Source organism: Polycladidibacter hongkongensis (genome assembly GCF_001561995.1).
Classification (GTDB): Bacteria; Pseudomonadota; Alphaproteobacteria; order Rhizobiales; family Stappiaceae; genus Pseudovibrio; species Pseudovibrio hongkongensis.
The window spans coordinates 73,243-96,016 of the sequence record NZ_LLWC01000009.1; the positions used below are offsets into that span (position 1 = coordinate 73,243).

24 protein-coding genes and 2 tRNA genes are annotated in these 22,774 nt (G+C 52.0%); 11 read left to right on the plus strand and 15 right to left on the minus strand.

Features of this window, described 5'->3' with window-relative positions; genetic code table 11:
• Positions 1 to 51: 51 nt before the first annotated feature.
• The 3 genes from trxA to AYK82_RS03605 all read left to right on the plus strand — a co-directional run bounded on the left by trxA (position 52) and on the right by AYK82_RS03605 (position 1,959).
• Complete coding sequence (gene trxA, locus AYK82_RS03595; protein ID WP_068311459.1) at positions 52 to 375, plus strand: thioredoxin; 324 nt, start codon at positions 52 to 54, stop codon at positions 373 to 375.
• 156 nt (positions 376 to 531) lie between these two features.
• The gene (grpE, locus tag AYK82_RS03600; RefSeq protein ID WP_068311461.1) at positions 532 to 1,170 is read left to right on the plus strand and encodes a nucleotide exchange factor GrpE; all 639 of its coding nucleotides are present in this window, start codon (positions 532 to 534) and stop codon (positions 1,168 to 1,170) included.
• 111 nt (positions 1,171 to 1,281) lie between these two features.
• Complete coding sequence (locus AYK82_RS03605) at positions 1,282 to 1,959, plus strand: trimeric intracellular cation channel family protein (protein WP_068311463.1); 678 nt, start codon at positions 1,282 to 1,284, stop codon at positions 1,957 to 1,959.
• Positions 1,960 to 1,999: 40 nt separating this feature from the next.
• Here the strand turns inward: AYK82_RS03605 and AYK82_RS03610 are convergent, their stop codons facing one another.
• The 6 genes from AYK82_RS03610 to AYK82_RS03635 form a co-directional block, all read right to left on the minus strand.
• Positions 2,000 to 2,893: an ROK family protein gene (locus AYK82_RS03610; protein WP_068311465.1), complete on the minus strand. Its 894-nt coding sequence runs from the start codon at positions 2,891 to 2,893 to the stop codon at positions 2,000 to 2,002.
• An 11-nt stretch (positions 2,894 to 2,904) separates the two neighbouring features.
• Positions 2,905 to 3,585 carry an N-acetylmannosamine-6-phosphate 2-epimerase gene (locus tag AYK82_RS03615; RefSeq protein ID WP_068311467.1) on the minus strand — a complete coding sequence of 227 codons (681 nt, stop codon included), beginning with the start codon at positions 3,583 to 3,585 and terminating at the stop codon, positions 2,905 to 2,907.
• A 17-nt stretch (positions 3,586 to 3,602) separates the two neighbouring features.
• A complete protein-coding gene (locus AYK82_RS03620; protein WP_068311469.1) occupies positions 3,603 to 4,877 on the minus strand; it encodes a TRAP transporter large permease in 1,275 nt (424 codons plus the stop codon).
• 4 nt (positions 4,878 to 4,881) lie between these two features.
• Complete coding sequence (locus AYK82_RS03625; protein ID WP_068311471.1) at positions 4,882 to 5,361, minus strand: TRAP transporter small permease; 480 nt, start codon at positions 5,359 to 5,361, stop codon at positions 4,882 to 4,884.
• A 69-nt stretch (positions 5,362 to 5,430) separates the two neighbouring features.
• Positions 5,431 to 6,396: a sialic acid TRAP transporter substrate-binding protein SiaP gene (locus AYK82_RS03630; RefSeq protein ID WP_068311995.1), complete on the minus strand. Its 966-nt coding sequence runs from the start codon at positions 6,394 to 6,396 to the stop codon at positions 5,431 to 5,433.
• 52 nt (positions 6,397 to 6,448) lie between these two features.
• On the minus strand, positions 6,449 to 7,216 hold the full coding sequence (locus AYK82_RS03635) for an FCD domain-containing protein (RefSeq protein WP_208976369.1): 768 nt from the start codon (positions 7,214 to 7,216) through the stop codon (positions 6,449 to 6,451).
• 229 nt (positions 7,217 to 7,445) lie between these two features.
• Here AYK82_RS03635 and AYK82_RS03640 point away from each other — a divergent pair, with 229 nt between their 5' ends.
• The gene (locus tag AYK82_RS03640) at positions 7,446 to 8,345 is read left to right on the plus strand and encodes a dihydrodipicolinate synthase family protein (RefSeq protein WP_068311473.1); all 900 of its coding nucleotides are present in this window, start codon (positions 7,446 to 7,448) and stop codon (positions 8,343 to 8,345) included.
• Positions 8,346 to 8,436: 91 nt separating this feature from the next.
• Here the strand turns inward: AYK82_RS03640 and AYK82_RS03645 are convergent, their stop codons facing one another.
• The 8 genes from AYK82_RS03645 to aroA all read right to left on the minus strand — a co-directional run bounded on the left by AYK82_RS03645 (position 8,437) and on the right by aroA (position 15,888).
• Positions 8,437 to 9,360: a hypothetical protein gene (locus AYK82_RS03645; RefSeq protein ID WP_068311475.1), complete on the minus strand. Its 924-nt coding sequence runs from the start codon at positions 9,358 to 9,360 to the stop codon at positions 8,437 to 8,439.
• A 15-nt stretch (positions 9,361 to 9,375) separates the two neighbouring features.
• On the minus strand, positions 9,376 to 9,711 hold the full coding sequence (locus AYK82_RS03650) for a LapA family protein (protein WP_068311477.1): 336 nt from the start codon (positions 9,709 to 9,711) through the stop codon (positions 9,376 to 9,378).
• Positions 9,712 to 9,729: 18 nt separating this feature from the next.
• Positions 9,730 to 10,032 carry an integration host factor subunit beta gene (locus tag AYK82_RS03655; protein WP_068311483.1) on the minus strand — a complete coding sequence of 101 codons (303 nt, stop codon included), beginning with the start codon at positions 10,030 to 10,032 and terminating at the stop codon, positions 9,730 to 9,732.
• Positions 10,029 to 11,027 (minus strand): signal peptide peptidase SppA, encoded by a 999-nt coding sequence (gene sppA, locus AYK82_RS03660; protein ID WP_068311484.1) that lies wholly within the window; start codon positions 11,025 to 11,027, stop codon positions 10,029 to 10,031. The genes AYK82_RS03655 and sppA overlap by 4 nt, the downstream gene beginning before the upstream one ends.
• A gap of 152 nt (positions 11,028 to 11,179) precedes the next feature.
• Positions 11,180 to 11,488, minus strand: a complete 309-nt coding sequence (locus AYK82_RS03665) for a chorismate mutase (RefSeq protein WP_068311485.1) — start codon at positions 11,486 to 11,488, stop codon at positions 11,180 to 11,182.
• A gap of 529 nt (positions 11,489 to 12,017) precedes the next feature.
• A complete protein-coding gene (rpsA, locus tag AYK82_RS03670) occupies positions 12,018 to 13,712 on the minus strand; it encodes a 30S ribosomal protein S1 (RefSeq protein ID WP_068311486.1) in 1,695 nt (564 codons plus the stop codon).
• A gap of 197 nt (positions 13,713 to 13,909) precedes the next feature.
• On the minus strand, positions 13,910 to 14,536 hold the full coding sequence (gene cmk, locus AYK82_RS03675; RefSeq protein ID WP_068311488.1) for a (d)CMP kinase: 627 nt from the start codon (positions 14,534 to 14,536) through the stop codon (positions 13,910 to 13,912).
• The gene (aroA, locus tag AYK82_RS03680) at positions 14,533 to 15,888 is read right to left on the minus strand and encodes a 3-phosphoshikimate 1-carboxyvinyltransferase (protein ID WP_068311491.1); all 1,356 of its coding nucleotides are present in this window, start codon (positions 15,886 to 15,888) and stop codon (positions 14,533 to 14,535) included. The genes cmk and aroA overlap by 4 nt, the downstream gene beginning before the upstream one ends.
• 201 nt (positions 15,889 to 16,089) lie before the next feature.
• Here aroA and AYK82_RS03685 point away from each other — a divergent pair, with 201 nt between their 5' ends.
• The 3 genes from AYK82_RS03685 to AYK82_RS03695 all read left to right on the plus strand — a co-directional run bounded on the left by AYK82_RS03685 (position 16,090) and on the right by AYK82_RS03695 (position 16,796).
• Positions 16,090 to 16,473: a TIGR02300 family protein gene (locus AYK82_RS03685; RefSeq protein WP_068312002.1), complete on the plus strand. Its 384-nt coding sequence runs from the start codon at positions 16,090 to 16,092 to the stop codon at positions 16,471 to 16,473.
• A 124-nt stretch (positions 16,474 to 16,597) separates the two neighbouring features.
• A tRNA-Ala gene (locus AYK82_RS03690) sits at positions 16,598 to 16,673 on the plus strand.
• A 47-nt stretch (positions 16,674 to 16,720) separates the two neighbouring features.
• Positions 16,721 to 16,796: transfer RNA gene (locus AYK82_RS03695), tRNA-Ala, on the plus strand.
• An 11-nt stretch (positions 16,797 to 16,807) separates the two neighbouring features.
• Here the strand turns inward: AYK82_RS03695 and AYK82_RS03700 are convergent.
• Positions 16,808 to 17,662, minus strand: coding sequence for a hypothetical protein (locus AYK82_RS03700; protein ID WP_068311493.1), 855 nt, complete (start codon positions 17,660 to 17,662; stop codon positions 16,808 to 16,810).
• Positions 17,663 to 17,778: 116 nt separating this feature from the next.
• On the opposite strand from AYK82_RS03700, the gene AYK82_RS03705 reads away from it, so the two are divergent.
• The 4 genes from AYK82_RS03705 (at position 17,779) to ugpE (ending at position 22,770) form a co-directional block, all read left to right on the plus strand.
• Positions 17,779 to 19,242, plus strand: a complete 1,464-nt coding sequence (locus AYK82_RS03705; RefSeq protein ID WP_208976370.1) for a cryptochrome/photolyase family protein — start codon at positions 17,779 to 17,781, stop codon at positions 19,240 to 19,242.
• A gap of 346 nt (positions 19,243 to 19,588) precedes the next feature.
• On the plus strand, positions 19,589 to 20,899 hold the full coding sequence (locus tag AYK82_RS03710; protein WP_068311495.1) for an extracellular solute-binding protein: 1,311 nt from the start codon (positions 19,589 to 19,591) through the stop codon (positions 20,897 to 20,899).
• Between the two features lie 139 nt (positions 20,900 to 21,038).
• Entirely contained in the window at positions 21,039 to 21,920 is an 882-nt protein-coding gene (locus AYK82_RS03715) for an ABC transporter permease subunit (protein WP_068311497.1), read from the plus strand.
• A 7-nt stretch (positions 21,921 to 21,927) separates the two neighbouring features.
• Entirely contained in the window at positions 21,928 to 22,770 is an 843-nt protein-coding gene (gene ugpE, locus AYK82_RS03720; RefSeq protein WP_068311499.1) for a sn-glycerol-3-phosphate ABC transporter permease UgpE, read from the plus strand.
• Positions 22,771 to 22,774 lie beyond the last annotated feature (4 nt).

The following is a 22,774-nucleotide window of genomic DNA, read 5'->3' on the forward strand; positions in this document are numbered from 1 at the left end:
ATTAGAAATCGCTGATGAAAAAGCACTGCGCTTAAAACCCAAGAGGCAAAAATGGCTACAATTCAAGTAACTGACGCATCCTTCCAGTCTGACGTTCTGGAAAGCGACAAACCGGTTCTGGTGGACTTCTGGGCAACATGGTGCGGCCCTTGTAAGATGATTGCTCCAGCACTTGAAGAGATCTCCGAGGAAATGGAAGGCTCCATTAAAATTGCTAAGCTGGACATCGATAATAACCAGCAATCTGCAATGAATTTCGGTGTGCGCTCGGTTCCAACCATGATCCTGTTCCAAGGCGGTGAAGCCAAAGCTATGATGGTTGGTGCGCAGCCGAAAGGCAAAATTGCCGAATGGATTAAGCAGAACGCCTCTTAGGCACGGCCTCTGTTTTTCAAATAGATGAAGCAAACTCGCGATTAACAGATCTCCGGTCATAAATTGGCCGGAGGTCTTTTGTTTTTGCGCTTTTGCCCCTAAATAGGGAACACGTGAAAGACCTAGGCGCATATGCCTTAAGCAAGTAGGATATCCATGAGCGAGGAAAAAAACACGCCAGACGTTGAAGCTGCAGCAGGTGCGAAGGCCTATGAAGAGGCCGCCACAGCGGGTTCTGAGGGTACAGCGGGTGAAGACCAGCAAGGCGCGGCAGCCGGCCTGTCTCTGGAAGCCTTGCAGGCAGAGAACACTGAACTGAAAGATCGTGCCCTGCGCGCTATGGCCGAGATGGAAAACCTGCGTCGCCGCACAGAGAAAGAAGTGCGCGATGCGAAGGCCTATTCCGTCGCCAGCTTCGCTCGTGATATGCTTGTCATCACCGACAATCTGGGCCGCGCCATTTCCGCATTACCGGATGATGCGAAGGAAAGCGGTGATCAAGGCCTGAAAAGCTTGATAGAAGGTGTGGAGATGGTCGAGCGCGATATGCTCAACCAACTGGAAAAACACGGCGTTAAGCGCCTCTCTCCGGAAGGGGACAAGTTCGATCCAAATTTCCATCAGGCGATGTTTGAAGTTCCAAATACCGAGGTACCGAACAACACTGTGGTGCAAGTTGTTCAGGATGGCTACATCATTGGCGAGCGTGTTCTGCGCCCGGCCATGGTTGGTGTTGCCAAAGGCGGCCCAAAACAGGCCCCAGTCGAAAAGCCTGTCGAGGGTGACGGCAACTAACAGCAAACTCTTGCAAGTTTTATCAAGAACACAAAAGGGGCAAGCAAGCCCCTTTTTTAATTGTAAAATTCTTGATGTATAACAACCGCGAAAACCATCCTGTAAGATCACATGACTGCAAACCCAGATCTCTTCTCACAACCGCTTTGGCAATACCTTGACTACCTTGGTGTCATCATTTTCGCTGTTACAGGCGGCCTTGTCGCGGCGCGCCTGCGTCAGGATTTCATCGCATTTTTGTTCTTCTGCGCAATAACAGGTATTGGTGGTGGAACATTGCGGGATCTACTACTCGGGGTGCCGGTGTTTTGGGTGGAAAACAGCTCTTACCTCGCACTTTGTACGGCTGTTGCCGCCGTTATGTGGTTCACGGCCGAATGGGTCGAAGCGCGTGGTCGCCCATTGCGCTGGCTCGATGCTGCTGGCATTTCGGCCTACACCGTAATGGGCGCCGCCAAAGCGTTGAGTCTTGGGCACTCAGCCTCGGTCGCAGTGTTAATGGGTGTCTCGACAGCGACATTTGGTGGCATAACCCGTGATGTGATCGCGGGTCAGCCCTCTGCCCTTTTGCAGCGTGAAATCTACCTCGCAGCTGCTTTTGCAGGTGCCACGACCTATGTCACGCTGATTTACATTTTTGATGCGCAGTTTATTGCTGTTAGCTGCGGGGCGCTTGCTGCGTTCACACTACGAGCTGGCGCAATCGCTTATGGCTGGAGTTGGCCCAGCTACACACCTAGCGACGAAAAACTCACCCATGTGAGCAAAAAGAAAGGCGAAGAGGAGTAAACTCCGCCGCCTTTGTATCGTCTCTAGCGAAATTTGATTGCTAGATGTCCTGTGCAAGCAATGCACCCAATAGCGCACTATCCTGACCAAGAGAACCGGCAACTACATCGCAGTGGAACAGTTCCGGTTCTTGAGCCTGATATGACCGCACCAGTTCCAGAAAGCCCTGCGCAAGCCCAACGCTGCCACCAAGTACAATGCGGTCAAGACCCATCGTTGCGCAGGTATTTGCGCAAAGCTCGGCAATCACAGCTGCGGATTGCTCAACCAGTTGCTTCGCCCAAGGTTCTCCAGCCAGCGCTGCTTCATACACTGCGCGCCCATCAAGCCCCGGGTGTCCCTGTTCCGCCGCGAGGCGGGCCAAAGCACGACCAGCGGCGATGCTCTCCACCGTCGAACGGCGCCCGCACCCACATTCGGTTGTTAGTTGCCTACTTGTGGTAAAGCCTACATGACCGGCCAGCCCGTTAGCGGACATCAGCGGATTACCCTGCAAGATAAATCCGCCGCCGACACCCGTCGAAACGGTTATAAACCCGAGCGATCGCGCCCCGGTACCTGCGCCAATGTGGTACTCTCCCAGCGCCCCTGCCAAGGCATCATTCACCACGCGCACACGCTGCCCTAACACCTCGTGCAGCATTTGTGCAAGTGGCACCTTGGAGATGCCATTCAAAGTGCTGGTGTTAACCGCATACCAGTTGCCATCGCTGTCAATCCGTCCGGTAGCTGCCACGCCAATGCATTCATCTTGGCGAGGCTCCAGCTCTTTTATCAGCTGCGCCATGCGTGCAACTTGCTCTTCAACGCCAATCGCACCATCAGAGCTGACCTGCTCGCGTGCGACCAATTCACCTGCATGAATGCGTGCAACAGCCGTTTTCGTGCCGCCAAAATCAACAGCGATACCGTTGATGTCCTTTTTTGCCACCATATTGTTGCATCCTAACCAAGTTGGCGTTCGATCGCGGTTTTGAACCAGCCAGTGATATGCTCCAGCCGCGTAATAGCGCTGCCAACGGTCACAGCATCAGCGCCATTAGCGAAGGCTGAGGCTGCAAGTGCAGGGGTGTTAAACCTGCCCTCGGCCATGACAAAGCCGTCCAATTCGCCGTACGCCTGTAGCAATTCATAATCCGGCCCGCCATTGCCACGGCCTTCTGTTTGCGCTGTGTAGCCGGACATTGTCGTGCCAATAATACCGGCGCCGCCGGCCAAAGCTCGCTTGCCATCTTCCAAAGTTGCACAATCCGCCATGGCGATAACGCCAGCCGCTAGAATGCTCTTGAGCACATCAGCCGCAGCATCTGGGCGAGCCCGGTCTGTACCGTCATAGGCAACGACATCGGCACCCGCATCAACGAGATCCAGCGCATCCTGCTTATAGATAGTAATGCGAACTGGGCTGTCTTCCAGATCGCGCTTCACCAGCCCGATAATCGGCACTTGAACAGCTTTTCGAACCGCTCGCAGGTTTTCTACACCTTCGATCCGCAGCGCATCCGCACCGCCTGCAACAGCCGCCTGCGCCATAGCTACAACGATGTCCACGCGGTCCATCGGTCCATCGTCAACGGGCTGGCAGGAAACCACCAGCCCGTTTTGCAAGTTAGATAAAACAGTCATGTGCTTGAGATTCCTCGCTAGCGCATCAGGCCCGGCAGGCCAGTGGCAAGAATAGGGAAGGCACAAACAAGGATCAGCACCACAATCGGTGGGACGAGCCAAGGCACAATACCTCTTGCCAAATGGCTGTAAGGAATGTTGCCCACTTTCGCCACAACGAACAGGGCCATACCCATAGGCGGTGTTAGCGTAGAGATCATCAGATTAAGTACCACGATGATACCAAAGTGGACCGGATCGATACCAAAGCCAAGCGCAACCGGCACAAGGATCGGCACGACAATCAACAGGATTGCCAATGACTCGATAAACGCCCCCAATACGAAGATCAGCAGGTTAACCGCAATCAAGAACGTGATCGGGCTATCAGACAACGTAAGGAACATGTCGGCGATTTGCTGCGGAGCCTGCTCCCGTGCAAGCACGAAGCCAAGCAGGTTTACACCGGCAATAATCGTTGCAATTGACGCCGAGGTGGATGTGGTCTCGTAGATCGCATTCCAGAACTTTTTCAAGGTCAGTTCGCGATAGATAAAGATATCAATCGCCAGCGCATAAACAACGGTTACCGCAGCGGCCTCGGTTGGGGAAAAATAGCCACTGAAGATACCGCCAACGATAATTGCAGGAGTTAGCAAGGCCGGGAAGGACTTCACAAACAGTGTAAAGACCTCGCCAAAACCATAAGCGGGATCGCGGGGGTAGTTACGTTTCTTGGCAAGGACATAAACCATCACCATCAAAGCAACTGTACACAGGAAGCCCGGAACAATGCCACCAAGGAACATCTGCCCAATCGAGGCGTTTGAAACAACGCCATACAGCACCATGGTGATGCTTGGGGGAACGAGAGGGCCGATCATCGAGGATGCAGCGGTTACAGAGCCAGAAAAACTGTCATCATAGCCCGCATCACGCATCGCTTTGATTTCCATCTTTCCAAGGCCGCCCGCATCGGCGATGGCGGAGCCGGACATGCCGGAGAAGAAGAGGGAAGCCAGCACATTCACATGGCCAAGACCGCCGGGGAAACGGCCAACAAGCGCGCGTGCAAAACCAAACAAGTGGTTTGTAATGCCCGAAGAGTTCAAAATAGCTGCCGCCAGCAGGAACAAAGGCACAGCAAGCATCGGGAAGCTATCAAGACCGTCCACCATCTTTTGTACGGCAAATGTAGGCGCCATACCAACAGTGGCAAGATAAGCCATAGAAACGAAAATCATGGCAATACCGATAGGAATACCAATGAAGACCATGGCCAACCATGTTACGCAAACAATGAGAAGGGTCATGAAGCTACTCCCCCGCAGCTTTAGATTGGGACGTGAACAGACTACGGAAAATGCGCATACCAATTCGTGCCACGACAAAAACGAAGGCAACCGGGAATGCGGCGTACATTAGGGCATCTGTAAACGGTAGTGTCACCGCTTCATTGTACCAGGAGTACTGAACCTGCCAGTAACCGTAGTAGAGCAGCTGCGCAGCCACGTAAAAGTACACAAGATCGATTGTAAGTGTGAGAAGCCACTGCACGCGCGTTGGCAGCATATCCGCCAAAAAGCCCATGCGTAGATGCCCGTTTGTTCGCTCAACTTCGCCAATGCCGAGTAACGCCATCCAGACCCAGATCCAGCGAGATGCTTCTTCTGTCCAGATCGGTGCTTCGACTAGGCTAGTGCGGCCAAGTACCTGCAACACAATCACACAGATAAGAAACATGAAAAGGAGAGAGGCAACACAGCCTTCTAGGCTGAATTTGCAGTTTTTTATCATTCTGCCCCCCTTTGGCAGAGGTAGATGAAAAAGAAGCCGCCGCAGCCTTAAGACCGCGGCGGGTGGTGATTATTTCTTCAGAAGAGAGGTAACAGAACCTTCACCAAAAGTTGCTTCCAGCTCGTCATAGTAAGGTTTCATGGCAGCCTGGAATGGAGCGGTGTCTGGGTAGGTGATGGTCAGGCCACGCTCTTTGAACTTGGAAACCAGTTCTTTTTCAGCTTTGAAGGTAAGGTCGTTGGATACTTTACCGCCTGCAAGAACAGCTTCATTAACCCATTTTTGCTCTTGTGCAGAAAGACCGTCCCATGCTTTGGTGCCGATCTGGATTGCAGAAGAAGCCACAAAGTGGTTGGTCATTGCAATGTACTTCTGCACTTCGTAGAATTTCATTGCTTCGATGGTTGGAAGTGGGTTTTCCTCAGCGTCTACTGCGTTGGTCTGCAGCGCCAGGTAAACCTCTGCAAATGCCACTGGAGCAGGGCTTGCGCCGGTGTTCTTTGCATATGCGATCAAGAATGGCACGTTCGGGGTGCGCAGGCGCAAGCCCTTCATGTCATCAATGGAGTTGATCGGTTTGTTAGAAGTGGTCTGACGTGTACCGTAGTACCAAACATCAAGGACCTTGATGCCTTTTTCGCCAAACTTCTTGTCCATTTCCTTACCGAACTCGCCGTTGATCAGCTCTTTCAGGTGAGCATAGTCAGATACGACGTAAGGCGCACCGATCAGCTTCAGCTCGGGAATGATGTAGCTCATGTCTGGGTAGCCGGTCATTACCATGTCCAGAGCGCCTGCCTGAACTTGGGAAACCATTGCTTTGAACGCGCCGAGCTGAGAGCTTGGGAAAATCTTAACGGTCATTTCGCCGCCAGATACCTTTTCCAAATTCTCTTTAAATGCAACTGCGCCTTTATAAACGTTAGATGCTTCATTGTCCTGCATACCGAAGCTGAGCTCTTTTTGAGCAAGTGCGCCAGCGGTGGTCATGCATAGAGCTGCAGTAGCAACCATCAGTTTTTTTGCAAGTTTCACTTCCATTCCTCCTTGGTGTGAAAGACAAACCAGCCCCAAGACTGGTTAGGCGTTAAAAGGGCTGAGAAGGCAGCCCCTCAACCTTTGCTGGAGGAGCAAGACGAGAGCGATAAGACCTTGCCAAATGCCGGTCGATGATAATCGCAGCCTCGTTTACATCCCCTGCCAGAATTGCTTCGTAGAGTTGACGGTGCTCTTCGTAGACCATCTGATTATGTTCAATGATGTCGCGCTCGGCAGGGCGCAGCTTTACCATCGATGAAACAAACATATCGTGCAGCGTCAGAATGAGCGGGTTGCCGATAACCGCAACAATTGAGCGGTGAAAGGCAATGTCAGTTGCAGGAAAATCATCGGATTCAATTGCTTTGAAATTCGCCTCAAGTGTTGCTTTTATCTGGGCGATTTGCAGATTGGTCGCCCGTTTTGCCGCTTCGCGGACAGCACCGATTTCGACGAACTGTCGCATCTGCTCTACATGTGCGCCGATTTCGTCATCACTCAGCAGATTGCGGATCAATTCTCCTGCAGAACGAACGATCTGCTCGATAGATGGCTTCGCAGCTCTCGGGCGCTTGCCCGGCTCTGTATCGACATACCCTTTGATTTGCATGAGGGAGAGGGCTTCTCGAACCGTCGGGCGCGACGCATTGAAGCGCTCGCAAAGCTCACGTTCGGTGGGGAGAGGCTCTCCGACCTGTACCGTTCCACTATTAATTTCTTCTATGAGAGCTTGGCAAAGCTGATCTGAGACACGCATACCATCAATGGCAGTTTTCTGCGTTCCTGCTTCAGCTTTTGAAAATGTTTCAGCAACCATTGCTGCTCCTCCACAAACGACAAACTGACCACTCTTACCAAGCGGACACTTGCAGGGGAAGCTCCCGATTCCTCACTACTGCTTGCCTGATATCCAATTTGGTAAGCGTAAAAAAATGTATTGTCAATCAAGAATTGAAATATTACTGTGCGAGAATATCGAGTTTGAAGGATTTGGTGGGCAAAGCGACATTCGTGGGTGTGCTCACCCTACTACAGGGCAAAAAACAATGAAAAAACAACTGGCTGGCATGCACGTGGCGCTAATGTCAGGTTTCTCTGATGATGGCAAACTCTGCGAAAAACGCCAAGAAAACATTATAGGCTACACCGTAAAGCAGAATGTTGCGGGCCTTTACATTGGGGGTAGTAGCGCAGAAGCTGCAACTATGTCGGTTGATGAGCTTTTGGTACAACAAAAAATTGTTATGGACAGCGCAAAAGGTAGGGTAGGCAAACTAATTGCGCATGTGGGTATGCCTAGTATCAAGGATGCGGTTGCTCTTGCAGAAAGTGCAAAGGAACTGGGCTTTGATGCTCTCTCAGCGCTGCCGCCCTATGCTTTCCCACATACCCAAGAGGAAATCTTCAATTATTACAAGGCCATTGCATCGGCCACTGACCTTCCTCTGATTGTTTATGAAGTGCCGATTCGCACTGGCCGGGCGACGCCGACCCACCAAATTGTTGAAATCCTCGATCTTCCTAATGTTGAAGGCATCAAGTTTACTAGCAATGATCTGTTTGCGCTCTCGCGTATTAAGGAGCGTTGCCCTGACAAAACTTACTTCTTCGGTTTCGATGAAATGTATGGTTATGCGGCAACATCTGGCATCGATGGCGGGATCGGCACAACTTACAACGTACTGGGTAATCTCTATACTGCGATCAATGAAGCTGTAATCGCAGGGGATCTTGATCGTATGCGCGAACTACAAGCAATCTCACAAGACTTTGTGGAAGCGATCATCAAGGTTGGCGTGATCCCCGGCGTAAAAGCTGCGATGCAGCTCATTGGCGTTGATTGTGGCCAGGCCCGTGCACCGCTCGCGCTTCGTGGCAGTGACGCAATGGAAATCATGAAAGCGGCTGTTGCGAAGCCCGGTTTTCAGGAATGGATTGCCAAATAATAATCTTGCATAAGGCAATCCCATCCCCCCTATAAACTGGGTCGGCATTCTGCCGGCCCTTTTTCTTAGTCAATTCGCCCAACTAGGGGGATCAACTGCGCAGGAAAATGTACTGAGCCAAGCAGAGGTCTTGCAGTGCGGTCCCCCCACAAGCAAACACAGTGCGTTGCTGATAGTATCGGCGGCCAGCCAGCTGCCCTTGGCAAAGCTCTTGCAAATTTGCTGCAAATTCGGGCTCCCTGCTCGTCCCGCTCATGTAGTCACTGAAAAAACGACACTCATTTAGCGCGTGAGCGTCAAAACACTGGCGGATATTGACGGGATCAAACAGGACGTTCACATGGCAACCAGACGCAAGTTGATCACCAATTAGATGAAAGCCGGATAGTCTGTGTGGCGCCAGTTGCACTATGTCAGCGCCTGCAAGTGCTCCTTCCAGATCTCGTGTCGCGGATGCACGTAGACCCGCTGCATGCAGGCGGCGAAGTGTTGTATCCGCACGCCCCTTTTCAGGTTCAAAAACGAGAACTTGATCAAGCCGCCTCAGGGCGCTCAAGGTCAGCGTGCAATACAGATTTTGCATCGAGGCACCAAGTAACAGCAGATGTCTCGCATCCTCGCGCGCGAGGTAGCCGCTTGCAAGTGCCGCCGCCGCTGCGCGGCGCCAACAATCAAGGGCGAGGCCATCGATTAATGCAAGTGGCGCACCGCTATTTCCAGAAAAAAGAATGTAGACAGAGCTCGCATTATCAGCGCGGCCATCGGTTGTCGGGCCATTGCAGGGGGGGGAGCAAGACACGCGATTGCCGAGAAAGCCGCGTTGTTTTCCCTCTTGGGAGAAATAGTCTGCCCATGCCGAGGTGTTTTCAATCCACCCTGACCCGCCAGGACTGCCCACAAGGGTGATCCGCTTGCCGCTTTCTCGCGTCCGGCCACGGTAGCTGTGTCTAAGTTCCTCTACGATGTCTCGCGCATCAACCACACTGTCAATTTCTCCAGTTGTGATGATGCGCATTCGAACCTCTAGAGCTTAAGCGTGATGCGATATGGCGGTTTGGGTGCTCCCTTCGCCGAGGGTTTTAAGTTGATCACTCTCGGCTCGCAGTTTGTTCACCTCCCGGCGATTTACACGGGCTTCCTTGCGAAATTTTCCTTGGTTGTTCCAAGTGGCGACACCTCCCAATATCACCCCAAGAGCAGCTGCACCAAATAACAGCCAAAACAGCGGAATAGATAGCGTGAGCATTGTATCCGCCGGATCGAACGGATTGAGCGCCAGCGAAACACTGTGACGGTTCGCTACTGCCAACACAATAACGAGCAAGCCAATAGGCAACAGCAACAAGCGCTTCAATAAACGAGTCACACCAGTCTCCGGGTTTTGTTAATCGTCTTCGCCGTGGTCCACGCCATCATTTAGGCGCTCGCGCATTTCCTTGCCAGTTTTGAAAAAGGGTACGAACTTTTCGCTTACTTCCACTTTTTGTCCCGTGCGCGGATTGCGGCCGATGCGTGCGGGGCGGTTCTTAACAGAAAACGCTCCAAACCCACGCAGTTCCACGCGGTCTCCCCGCATCAACGCTGAGGTAACCTCGTCAAGTATTGCATTGACGATGTTCTCGACATCCCGTTGATAGAGATGCGGGTTACGCTCCGCGATTGTTTGCACCAACTCCGACTTTATCATTCCTTGCCCCCCGTTATACCTTGGTTCGCAACAGACGGTGCCTGCCAAACCGACACCAGTCCTTCAACCTCGCCAGTATTTGTCGCTAAACCAGCGAAACTTGAAAAAATCTTTCCCAGAACACTATCAGAAGATGGGCTGATTCCCAAAAAACCTTTCAAATAAATAGGGAAATTGTCATCTGGCCGTATTGGACGCCACGTGACAACCTCTAGATCTTTACTAAGTTTCTTTTCGTCAATCAGCCATGCTCTCGCGGCGAGTTCATCGCCGATGCCATCGACAAGTCCAAATTCTTTCGCTTGATGCCCGGTATAGACTTGACCATTCGCAAGCTCGAGCGCGCGTGCCATGTCCAAGTTCCGTCGCTCCGCTACAATACCGACAAACCAGTCGTAACTATCCATGATAAGAGTGCGCATGGCGTCTTTTGCGTCAATACTAGGTGCACTATAAAAATCAGGTTCGGCCTTCAAAGGGCTGCTCTTGATGGCATCAAATTCCACACCAACTTTTTCTAAAAGTTCGCTGAAGTTTCCATATTGGAACAGAACACCAATCGAGCCGGTCAGGGAGTTGTAATCGGCATAGATGGCGTCGGCACCCAAGGCGATCATATAGCCGGCCGAGGCACCCATGGTGCCAATAGAGGCGACAACAGGCTTCTCTGCGGCCACGCGGCGCAAGGCAGAGTAAAGGCGTTCGCCGCCGCTTGTGGATCCGCCGGGCGAGTTGATGCTGAGGATCACACCCCGCACACTGTCATCTTCGCGCAGATCATCAAGCAGGGTGATCATGGCCCTGTCTTGCAAGATAACGCCGTTAACTTCAACGCGGGCGATGTGTGCCTCGGAGGTAGGATCGCCAATACTGCTAGCGCGAAACACAAGAGCGCCAATTGCTAGGATGGCAACAAGAAAAAAACATACGCGCCAGAAGCTCAGGCTTCGTCGCAAACGGCGGCGTTCAATGATAACATCACTATCCAAACTCACAGCGCCTCGCAGGTGTAAGGTGTTTAAGTTGCTAGCATAAACGCCCACACTCAAAAGCCAAGTGGAGATTTTACGAGTTTGGTCAATATTTTCTATTAGGAAACCATCAACATCAAACCAATAGAACTATCAGTAACGAAGTATCGGCAAGGTTATGCCTTGTCTTGTGATGGCATCAGGTCTTCTTCGTGTTCAATAGCTTGGTCAATAAGCTGTCGCCACAACTTTCCGTAGAAAGCGCCATTCAGGCCCGCCTCGCTTGCGGCGTCTTCCACATTGCGCACCACTTCTTCCACGCGGCTATCTATGCGCGCAGGCAGCTTTAACGCAGGTTTGATTTCCGCCGCTCGGGTGATGTAGCTAAAACGTTCTGCAAACAGAGCAATAAGCTCCTTGTCCATCCGGTCAATTTGTTCTCGGATCTGCGCCATGTTCTGGCAATCTTGCGCGGGACGTTTCATTTCTTCCTCATGCGGTAAACTGATAAAATCCCTAGGGCAAGCGGGCAGAAACATCAATGATAGGCTAAAAGTTGCGCACAAGACAAAAAAAACCGTCTCGTTCATCAGGAGGTGGGGGGGAGCTGAGAACGAGACGGGGTCTTTGACCAATGGGGCCAGGTGGACATTCGTCTTTGCTGCCGCTTTATCTGGAGGTTGTCCCTCTCTTTCAGCGGTCTTTCTTACTTGGCGCGGGCTACTAGGGGCGTAGTTTGCCGCGCTTAAGATGGGAGGCTCTGAGCCGAATGCTGCAAGGACGGCTTACAAAAACGAGCTCCCACACTCTGCAACTTCGGGCGGGTTGCAGAGATCTGATTAGCAAGGCTTCCCTCGCGTCTTCAATGCTATACTTAGGGGTATTTCGTCACTTAAGAGTGAAAATTGCCGCCAAAATTGCGAGCAAACGCATCGTCTGTTGCCATGGTGAACAGCGCGTAAAAAAACCCGGCTCGAAAGCCGGGTTTCTTGAAAGGCTTTATCAAAGCCAATCTTAGTCGTCGGTGGATTTTGCTTTGAGAGCTGCACCAAGAATGTCGCCCAGAGAAGAGCCTGCATCTGCAGAACCGTACTGTGCAACAGCTTCTTTTTCTTCGGCAATTTCCAGCGCTTTGATGGAGACACCAACGCGGCGGGTTTTCTTGTCGAACTGGGTAATGCGTGCTTCGAAGGTTTCGCCAACGTTGAAGCGGGTAGGATCCTGATCACCACGCTCACGTGCAAGGTCTGCACGACGAACGAAGGAGGTCAGGTCGCTGTCTGCCAGCTTAACTTCCAGACCGTTTTCTTTCACTTCTGTAACTTCACAAGTTACAACAGAGCCCTTGCGGACATCGCCGGAAGCGGCTTCAAACGGATCGGACTCAAGTTGCTTGATACCAAGGCTGATGCGCTCTTTGTCAACGTCAACATCAAGAACAACAGCTTTAACAACGTCGCCCTTTTTGTATTCTTCGATGACTTGCTCGCCCGGACGGTTCCAGTCCAGATCAGACAGGTGCACCATGCCGTCAACGTCGCCTTCAAGGCCAATGAACAGACCGAACTCGGTTTTGTTCTTAACTTCGCCTTCAACAACAGCTTCAACAGGGTACTTCTCAGCGAATGCTTCCCATGGGTTCTGCAAGGTCTGCTTGAGACCCAGGGAGATGCGGCGCTTGGAAGCGTCCACTTCCAGCACAACCACTTCTACTTCCTGAGAGGTAGAAACGATTTTGCCAGGATGTACGTTCTTCTTGGTCCAAGACATTTCGGAGACGTGGATCAGGCCTTCGATGCCTGGCTCCAGCTCTACGAACGCACCGTAGTCGGTGATGTTGGTCACACGGCCAGAGAACTTCGCATCCAGTGGGTATTTTGCTTCGATACCGGACCATGGGTCGGTTTCCAGCTGCTTCATACCCAGTGAAATGCGGTGTGTTTCCTGGTTTACACGTACGATCTGCACCTTCACGGTCTGGCCGATGGACAGAACTTCGCTTGGGTGGTTGATACGACGCCATGCGATGTCGGTGACGTGCAGCAGGCCGTCGATGCCGCCCAGATCAACGAACGCACCGTAATCGGTGATGTTTTTAACAACACCCTCAACGGTGTTACCCTCTTCAAGGCTCTGAACCAGCTCGGAACGCTGCTCTGCGCGGGTCTCTTCCAGAACGGTACGACGGGAAACAACGATGTTGCCGCGACGCTTGTCCATTTTCAGGATCTGGAATGGCTGCGGGTTGTTCATCAGCGGGGTAACGTCACGCACTGGGCGGATGTCAACCTGAGAACGTGGCAGGAAGGCAACTGCGCCATCCAGATCAACGGTGAAGCCACCTTTCACCTGGTTGAAGATCTGGCCGGTGACTTTCTCGCCTGCTTCGAAAGCAACTTCGAGACGAACCCAGCTTTCTTCGCGGCGGGCTTTGTCGCGAGACAGGACAGCTTCACCCATCGCGTTCTCAACGCGCTCAAGGTAAACTTCCACTTCGTCGCCAACAGCCATCTCGCCTGCACGGCCTTTCGCACCGAATTCCTTCATAGGAACGCGGCCTTCAACCTTAAGACCTACGTCGATAACAGCCAGGTCTTTTTCGATCGCAACGATGGTGCCTTTTACAACGGTACCTTCGTAGAGGTCGGAGGTCGCAAAGGATTCTTCGAGCAGGGATGCAAAATCCTCAGCAAGATTCACGTTTTCCATAAAAACTCCATTAGGCCATGTCTGGCCATCGCCGGCGGGCTAGTGTTGCAAAAAATGAGACCAGACATCCCGGCCAAGGCACTTTTGCGGCGCCTAGGCTTTTACTGCTTTGCAGCAGGCCGGCGAAAACGGTGTGCCTGATCTCACGAAAATTCAAAGTTGACTGGGGTGTCTCCTGCGCCAGAGCTTTGGGGGCACTAGGCCGCCGCAGCGCGCGTGACAATATCCACAGCCGCTTTGAATGCCGTTTCTATATCCATTTCTGTCGTGTCAAGCAAGTGTGCATCGCTTGCCGGCAGCAATGGAGAATCTTTGCGCGTGCTGTCGCGCGTGTCGCGCCGTTTTAAATCCTCAAGGATTTCGTCAAAAACAGCAGGTATTCCCTTGCTTTGTAGCTCATCTGTCCGGCGTTTGGCACGCGCCTCTGGCGCAGCGGTTACAAACAGTTTTGCCGTTGCGTTAGGGCAAACGACAGTGCCGATATCGCGACCATCCAGCACAGCACCTTCATCAGATTCGGCAAATGCCCGCTGCAAGCGCACGAGTTCCTCGCGCAAACCCGACAAAACAGCGATGCGAGAAGCCGCTTCCCCGATCTCATGTGCAGATAGTTGATTGCGGTCAAGCGCTCCAAGATCTAGGTTTTGTGCAACGGAAATTGCCAGTTTTTCATCGCCAAGAGGCAAGCCACGCGCCAACAGCGCAGCAGCGACAGCACGGTATGTCAAGCCTGTATCTAGATGTTTAAGTCCAAAATGCTCAGCGAGCTGCCGGGCCAAAGTGCCCTTGCCAGATGCGGCAGGGCCGTCAAGCGCAATAATCATGCGGCCTCCTCAGATAAATCGTTTATTTCGCCTCCGAGCGTGCCTACAAGCTCAAGAAATGTCGGAAAGCTGGTGGCAATCGGGGCCGCATCATCTACAGCAACAGGCTTGTGTGCGGCTAGCCCGAGCACGAGAAAGCTCATGGCAATGCGGTGATCTAAATGCGTTACAACGGTGCCGCCACCGATATTGTTTGCACCGCCGGTGACGGTGAGTGTGTCCTCGCCCTCAACGCAAGGGATGTTGTTTGCTTCCAATCCACGTGCCACCGCTGCCAAGCGATCCGATTCCTTCACGCGCAGCTCATCAAGACCAAGCATGACAGTCTCGCCTTGCGCAAATGCAGCCGCAATCGCCAAAATCGGATACTCGTCGATCATCGCTGGGGCACGTTCGGCAGGAACGGTGACCCCCTTCAGCTGCGAGTGGCGCGCTGTGATGTCGCCGATTTTCTCGCCGCCGCTTTCGCGCTCGTTGCTGATGGAGATGTCAGCACCCATTTCAAGAAGCGTGGTGATAAGCCCAATGCGGTGCTCGTTTAGCAAGACATTCTCGACGGTGATTTCAGAACCCGGTGTGATCAAAGCCGCGACAATAGGGAAGGCGGCTGAAGAGGGGTCACCCGGAACAACAACCTCTTGTGCGGACAACTTTGGCTGACCTTGCAGCGTGATCACGCGCTCGCCAGCCTCGTTAATCTCGACAGAAAGATCTGCGCCAAAGCCTTTGAGCATTTTCTCAGTGTGATCACGTGTTGCCACCGGCTCGATCACAGTTGTCGTGCCCGGTGTATTCAATCCAGCCAGAAGAACGGCAGACTTCACCTGCGCAGAAGCCATCGGCACGCGATACGTCATCGGCGCTGGTGCGTCGCTACCGCGGATCGCAGCAGGCAGCCTGTCGCCCTGACGTGCGATCACTTCAAGGCCCATCTCTCTAAGCGGGTTCAGAACGCGGCCCATCGGACGGCCAGAAAGGGAAGCGTCACCGATCATCATCACAGAAATCGGGTGCGCTGCAAAAATACCCATGCACAAACGTGCGCCGGTGCCTGCATTGCCAAAGTCAATCGGAGCTATTGGCTCAAGCAAGGAGCCAAGCCCGACACCGTCAACGGTCCAGCTGCCGTCTTCGCGGCGCTCGCAAACTGCGCCAACTGCATTCATTGCATTAGCGGTACCGATAACATCTTCCGATTCGAGAAGGCCGTGGATTCTGGTCTGCCCTATCGCAAGGGCACCAAACATCAACGAGCGGTGAGAAATTGATTTGTCTCCGGGCACCTTCAGCGTACCCTTAAGCGCGTTGCCTCCTCGGGTGGCGATTTTCTGTGGTGTCAAACTGTTGGACATGTGCAAATCCGGGGTTGCGGCGTGGATAAAAGTAGTCCCTCCTAGCATGTAACATTCGCTCAGTCACCATTGTGACAACAGAACTATTGCGAATATTGGAAACAGCGGCTAACTCTTCGGTTAGATCAACAAGAATTATTTTGACACGACCAGCCGCCAAGGCTAATGGGGCGGTCAACGAAGCAACAAAAGGTGAGAACCGTGGCAAGACCGGAACTCGGAACCAAACGCACCTGTGCCGGCTGTGGCGCAAAATACTACGACCTTGACCGCGATCCAATCATCTGCCCTAAATGTGGCGAGATGTTCGATCTGGGTATGAGCGTCAAAACTGCTAAGGCATCTAAAGCAGTTAAAGACGAAGAAGAGGAAATGGAAGAGGACACCACGCCTGCAAACGTAGAGCTGGTTTCTCTGGAAGACGCTGACGAAGAAAACAGCGAAGATATCCCTGATCTCGGCGATGATGATATCGATACCGGCGATATCGATGAAGATGATGGCGACGTTTTCTTGGAAGACGAAGATGACGACGACGAGAGCGTGCCGGGCATTGTTGTCAGCCACGATGACGACGAAAACTAAATTTCCACAGGCTTTTGAATTGTCTGAGTAAAATTTAGATTTGTACTTGCGCGAAGGAGGCGGCCGGACTATGTTCCGCCTCCAGCAACGGATCTCCTCTCCTGTGAGATCTTGAAGTGGAAATGGGGCCTTAGCTCAGCTGGGAGAGCGCTTCGCTGGCAGCGAAGAGGTCAGCGGTTCGATCCCGCTAGGCTCCACCATTTCCCACTGGAAGCCACCTTCTAAAAGGCACGCTTCCTACTTTAATGGGGCCTTAGCTCAGCTGGGAGAGCGCTTCGCTGGCAGCGAAGAGGTCAGCGGTTCGATCCCGCTAGGCTCCACCATTTTCCATCGTTTAGTTTTTACTTGGGCACTTTGTCGTTCCACCGCAGGTAACCGGCTCACCCTCTGCTTTCCAGAAACTAGCAGCGCGCAAGGAGTTGTGCGGTGGATAGGTAATTTGTTCAGAACCGTCGATAAACACGGTGTTGAAGGCCTTCATAAATTCGCTCAAAGCCGCCATGTCAGCCTTGTTAAGCGCAGTTTCGCAGTATTTTTTCATGGTTTGGTCGCCCAATGTTTGAGTTACGCCCTGTAGCGTGTTCCAATAGGGCTTAAGATTTGCAATGGTCATGGCGTTTTCGTTTGGAGCAGCCTCTTGCTGTGGCAGAAATTTGCCACGATCGGTCAGTTGCCCCTTCGTGATATCGAGGCTGCCATCGGTTGCCAGAAACGAACATCCTTCAAAGCCCATGTAAAGTGTGTTGCTATTGTTGATCGTCTTTTCGAGTGATCGCAGCACACTGTTTTGTGTTCCAGCGTTGGTTCCCGCCGCTTCGCAAGACGTTACATAGATAAAGTCCATTTTGCTTGGATGGGCTTTTTTTAAGTATGAGGCGAACACTTCACCCGGCCAATCGCCCACTTTGTTTACAGCGCCATGCGCTATGACATAAACAAACGTCGCGTCATCAAACTTTGCCTGAGACTGGCTGTTGATGTTGGTAACGGTGCCACCTTCATCCATATAGTAGATCTCGTTGCTATCAACTGTCTTGCGCAACCACTCTGTTGTTAGCAGGTTGTTGGTATCTTGGCATACCGACGGAGTGAGCAAGGTTGCATCTGCTGCAAGCGCGTTGGAGATAGGTAGCAGCAGTCCTAGGCTGAACATAAGTGTTGCGGTGAGGGGCTTTCTTTGGGGTTTCATGGCTTGTTTCCACTTTTTGTTTGGTCGAACGGGACAAACACAAAGACGGCCCTAACTAGCTAGTTGTGAGGGAGGTCTTTCGCCAATGGTTAAAGAGGTCCTTTAATGGTGCGATTATGTCAGAGGCAAAAGTGGTAATGATTGATGCAATTATGTGGTTTCGTCAGGATCTGCGCGTCGCGGATAATCCGGCACTCAATGCTGCCTTGCAGCAGGGACGCGTTTTACCGATTTACATTCATGATACCGCTGCTGCGGGGGAACACGTAGTTTCCGGTGCGTCAGCTCTCTGGCTGCATCATGCCTTGGCAAGCCTAGAGCACACTTTGCAAGGGCATCTTCAATTCTTTAAGGGAGATGCGCTGCAGGTGCTTAACTGCCTTTGTGCCCGCCACAATGTAAGACATGTTCACTGGAATAGATGTTATGAGCCTTGGCGGATTGATCAGGACACGCAAATCAAAGCAACGCTGATTGATAGCGGGGTAACTGTGCAAAGCCACAACGGTTCGTTACTGTGGGAGCCTTGGCAGGTGGCAAAGCCTGATGGCAAGCCATATCGCGTTTTCACGCCATTTTACCGCAAGGGGTGCAAGAGTGCTGCGCCGCCAAGGTCGCCTCTTTCATACCCGTACTTCAAAGCCGAGCATCAATTCGCCGCTAAGATGGATAATGCGAATACACTGCAAAGTTTAGAACTCACCCTAGGAAAAGAGTGGGAGACGGCCACAGCAAAAAATTGGAAGATTTCGGAAATAGGTGCCAGTGAACAGTTGGATACTTTTCTGGCTTCGGGGCTTGTCGATTACAAAACAGGGCGAAACATACCTGCAAGTGCTAATGTCTCGCGCCTTTCTCCTTATCTGCACCATGGCTTGATCTCACCGCACACGGTTTGGCACGCTGTTGGGCAACAGGCAGCAAGCGTGGATACGGAGCATTTTTTAAGCGAGCTGGGTTGGCGCGAGTTTTCCTACTATTTGCTGTTTCATTTTCCACGAATGACCAACCAGAATTTTCAGGCGAATTTTCAGGGCTTCACATGGGAGCAAGATAGTGAGTCTTTAGCTGCTTGGCAAAGGGGCAAGACCGGCATTCCTATCGTCGACGCTGGCATGCGTGAGCTCTGGCAAACAGGCTATATGCACAATCGTGTTCGTATGGTTGTTGCCTCCTTCCTTACTAAAAACCTACGACAGGATTGGCGCGATGGTGCCAAATGGTTTTGGCAGACATTGTTCGACGCCGACCTCGCCAACAATACGGCCAGTTGGCAATGGGTCGCGGGCTGTGGCGCAGATGCAGCACCGTATTTTCGCATCTTCAACCCAGTTACCCAAGGCGGAAAATTCGACAGTGCTGGAGTTTACACGAGAAGTCTGCTGCCCGAGCTGGCAGCTCTGCCTGACAAATACCTATTTGCCCCATGGCTTGCTCCGGCCCAGATCCTAAAAAAAGCCGGTATTGTTCTTGGCGAAACCTATCCCAATCCCATCGTCGATCTGAAGGCCTCGCGTGAAGCGGCCCTGCAAGCCTATGCAGTATTGAAGGCAAATATGGGCTTGAACGCAAGTGATTAAGTGAAACTACAGAATCGCTTTTGGTTTCAAATGAAGATAAACGCGGTTTATTGAAAGCGCATAAGGCGCACCTAATGCGCTTCTGATGGTGCTTTTTTTAGATTTATAACAAGCAGAAACGCCAAAGACAAAAACCAAGTTTACGTAACAGATTGAGATAAAAGCTAAAAATCTAACGATTCCTCTAGGTTCATCTAAAGTTCAAATAACTGTCATTGTTTTGTTTATTTGATCAGTGATACCGATTTGTAGCTGAGCGATTTATGGGGGGCGCCGTAGCGGCGATACATAAGTCGCGAGCAAGAAGACGCTTCAAGCTCTATTTAACTACTGGGGAATTTGGTACATGTCTTTCCGTTTTGCTGCCGCCGGTGCAGTTGCTCTTGCAACTCTGGCAACTTCAACAACTGTTTCTTTTGCCGCAACTGACATTGCATGGTGGCACGCTATGGGCGGCCGTCTTGGTGAAGTCGTTAACGAAATCTCCGCTAACTACAACGCCTCTCAAGACGTTTGTCGGCTTACCCCGGTCTTCAAAGGCACCTACGAAGAAACTTTGACCGCAGGCATCGCTGCATTCCGTGCTGGCGAACAGCCAAACATCCTACAGGTGTTTGATGCCGGTTCTGCGACCATCATCGGTGCCAAGGGCGCTGTTATTGCTGCCGAAGACCTTGTAAACGCTTCTGGCACCAAATTCGAAATTGAAGATTACATCCCGGGTGTTCGCTACTTCTATGCGGATAGCGAAGGCAAGATGATCGGCATGCCGTTCAACTCCTCAACCCCGATACTCTACTACAACGAAGAGGCTCTGGCTAAAGCTGGCGTAGAAGCGCCAACCACTTGGGAAGAGTTCGAAGCGATTGCACCAAAGCTGAAGGCAGCAGGTTATGTACCGCTGTCTCAGTCGCATAGCCCATGGATCTTCACCGAGAACTTTATGTCTCGCCACAACCTGCCATTTGCGACCAATAACAACGGTTACGATGGCGCCAAAGGCACCAAGATCCTCGTTAACAACGATGCGATCAAAATGCACTTCGGCAAAGTGAAAGAGTGGCTGGATAATGGCCTCTATGGCTTCTACGGCACCGGTTGGGCCGACAACCAAAAGCCATTCCAGGAAGGCAAAGTTGCGATGTGGCTTGGCTCTTCAGGTTCCTTCGGTGGCCTCTTGAAATCGACAGATTTCAAATTCTCTGCCAGCCAGCTGCCCTACTGGAAATCTGTTATTGATGAAGGCGCGCAAACCTTCATCGGTGGTGCGGCTCTCTTCGCAATGTCCGGTAAAGAAAAAGCGCAGAACGACTGTGTTGCCAACTTCTTCTCGTACCTGACATCTGCTGATGTTCAGTACACCTGGCACAAAGAAACTGGTTATGTGCCTGTAACCAATGCCGCTTACGAAACCGCGAAAAAAGATGGTCACTATGATCGCTTCCCGGCTGCCGAAGTTGGCATTCAGCAGTTGTCTCTGCCTGCACAAGACAACACCAAAGGCTACCGCATGGGCTTCTATGTTCAGGTGCGTGATGTGATGAACCGTGAGTACGGCAAAATCTTCTCTGGTGAAACCACTGTTGAAGACGCATTCAAGACCATCGAGGCAGAAGCCAACAAGTTGCTGGCTCGCTTTGAAAAAACCTCCGGCTAAGCCAGAGGCACTTGCCAAATAATCATAGCCGAAGGCGCCTTGTTTGAGGTGCCTTCGGTTTGCTGTTTACCCGTCCGCTGCATAACCAAGGTTGATTGCAGCTGAAAGAGCGTAAGCACCAACCGCGCAAGGAATAGGAATGAAACGCGTCCAGTTTTCACACCCGCTGCTGCCCTACATGTTGCTGCTGCCACAGCTCGCCATTGTAGCCGTTTTCTTCTTGTGGCCCGCAGGCGAGGCTATTCGTGCCTCGTTTTACCTAGAAGACCCCTTTGGTTTCGGCTCCACGTTTGTCGGCCTTGAGAATTTCTCCGACATCCTGACCAACGCTGAATACATGCGCACCGCGTGGTTTACTCTGTTCTACACGGTGATTGTTGCGTTCTTCTCGCTTTCCATCGCCTTGTTATTGGCCGTTAAAGCGGATGCCGTTATTCATGGGTCGGCCACCTATCGCACATTGCTAATGTGGGTCTATGCCATCGCTCCGCCAGTGGCTGGCCTTGTCGGTATCATGTTGTTTGATCTGCATGTCGGCCCAATGAGAGACTTCCTTGCCCACTTCGGCTGGGATATGAAAGTGGGTGTAAACTACTGGGATACGGCGTTCGTAATGGCGATCATCGCAGTTTGGAAGCAGATACCGGTCAATTTCATTTTCTTCCTCTCCGGCTTGCAGGGCGTGCCCAAATCTATTCAAGAAGCAGCGGCAATCGATTGTCGCTCGGGAACCCGACGCTTCTGGTCTGTTACCTTTCCATTGCTAGCGCCCACAGGCTTCTTCCTGCTGATAATCAATATCACCTACGCTTTGTTCGATACATTCGGCATTATTGATATCGTGCTCAAAGGTGAGCCGGGCAATAACCCCATAACCTTGGTCTACAAGGTGTATGTGGATGGTTTCCGAGGCAACGATCTTGGGGGCTCCTCCGCCCAATCCGTCATACTGATGGTGTTGGTCTTCGCGCTAACGATTGTGCAATTCCGTATGATCGAACGCCGTGTGCACTACTCGTGAGGATGCTATGAAATCGATCAAATTACTCGACCACGTCATCCTCATCCTTGGTGCCCTGTTCATGTTGGTGCCAGTCGGCTTCGCGTTTTTTACCTCGACCCATGATGCAATCTCGGTCTATCAAAATGGTTTGCAGTTTACCCCGGGCGGACACTTTGTTGATACGTACACCGCTGTCCTGACAGAAGCAGGGGGCTTCACAAAAGAAGTCACCGGCCTCACCATGGCTTGGAATTCGCTGGTGCTTGGGCTTGGCTTTGCAATAGGCAAGATCATCATCTCCATGCTGGCGGCCTACGCCATCGTTTACTTCCGCTTGCCGCTTGGGACGTTCATCTTCTGGATCATCTTCTCTACTTTGCTACTGCCATTGGAAGTGCGCATTTTGCCAAGCTACGAAATCGTTCAGGGGCTGGGCATGATGAATTCCTATTCAGGCCTCATCATCCCGCTCATCGCGTCGGCGACGGGTACTTTCTACTTCCGCCAGTTCTTCAAATCGGTTCCTGATGAACTCGTGGAAGCCGCGCGGATTGATGGCGCCGGGCCAATCAAGTTCTTCATCGACATATTGGTTCCCCTTTCAAAAACGATGGTCGCAGCCATCTTTATCATCATGTTTGTTTACGGCTGGAACCAGTATCTCTGGCCAACCTTGATCACCACAGATGAGGGGTACTTCACGTTGGTGCGTGGGATGAAGCAGATCCTGCAGGTGTGGATTGGCGCGCAAATCCCGGACACAAACCAAGCCATGGCGCTGGCCATTCTGGCAATGCTGCCACCGGTGATTATCGTGGTGATTTTCCAGTCTTGGTTCGTTAAGGGCCTCGTAGAAAGCGAAAAGTGAGTTG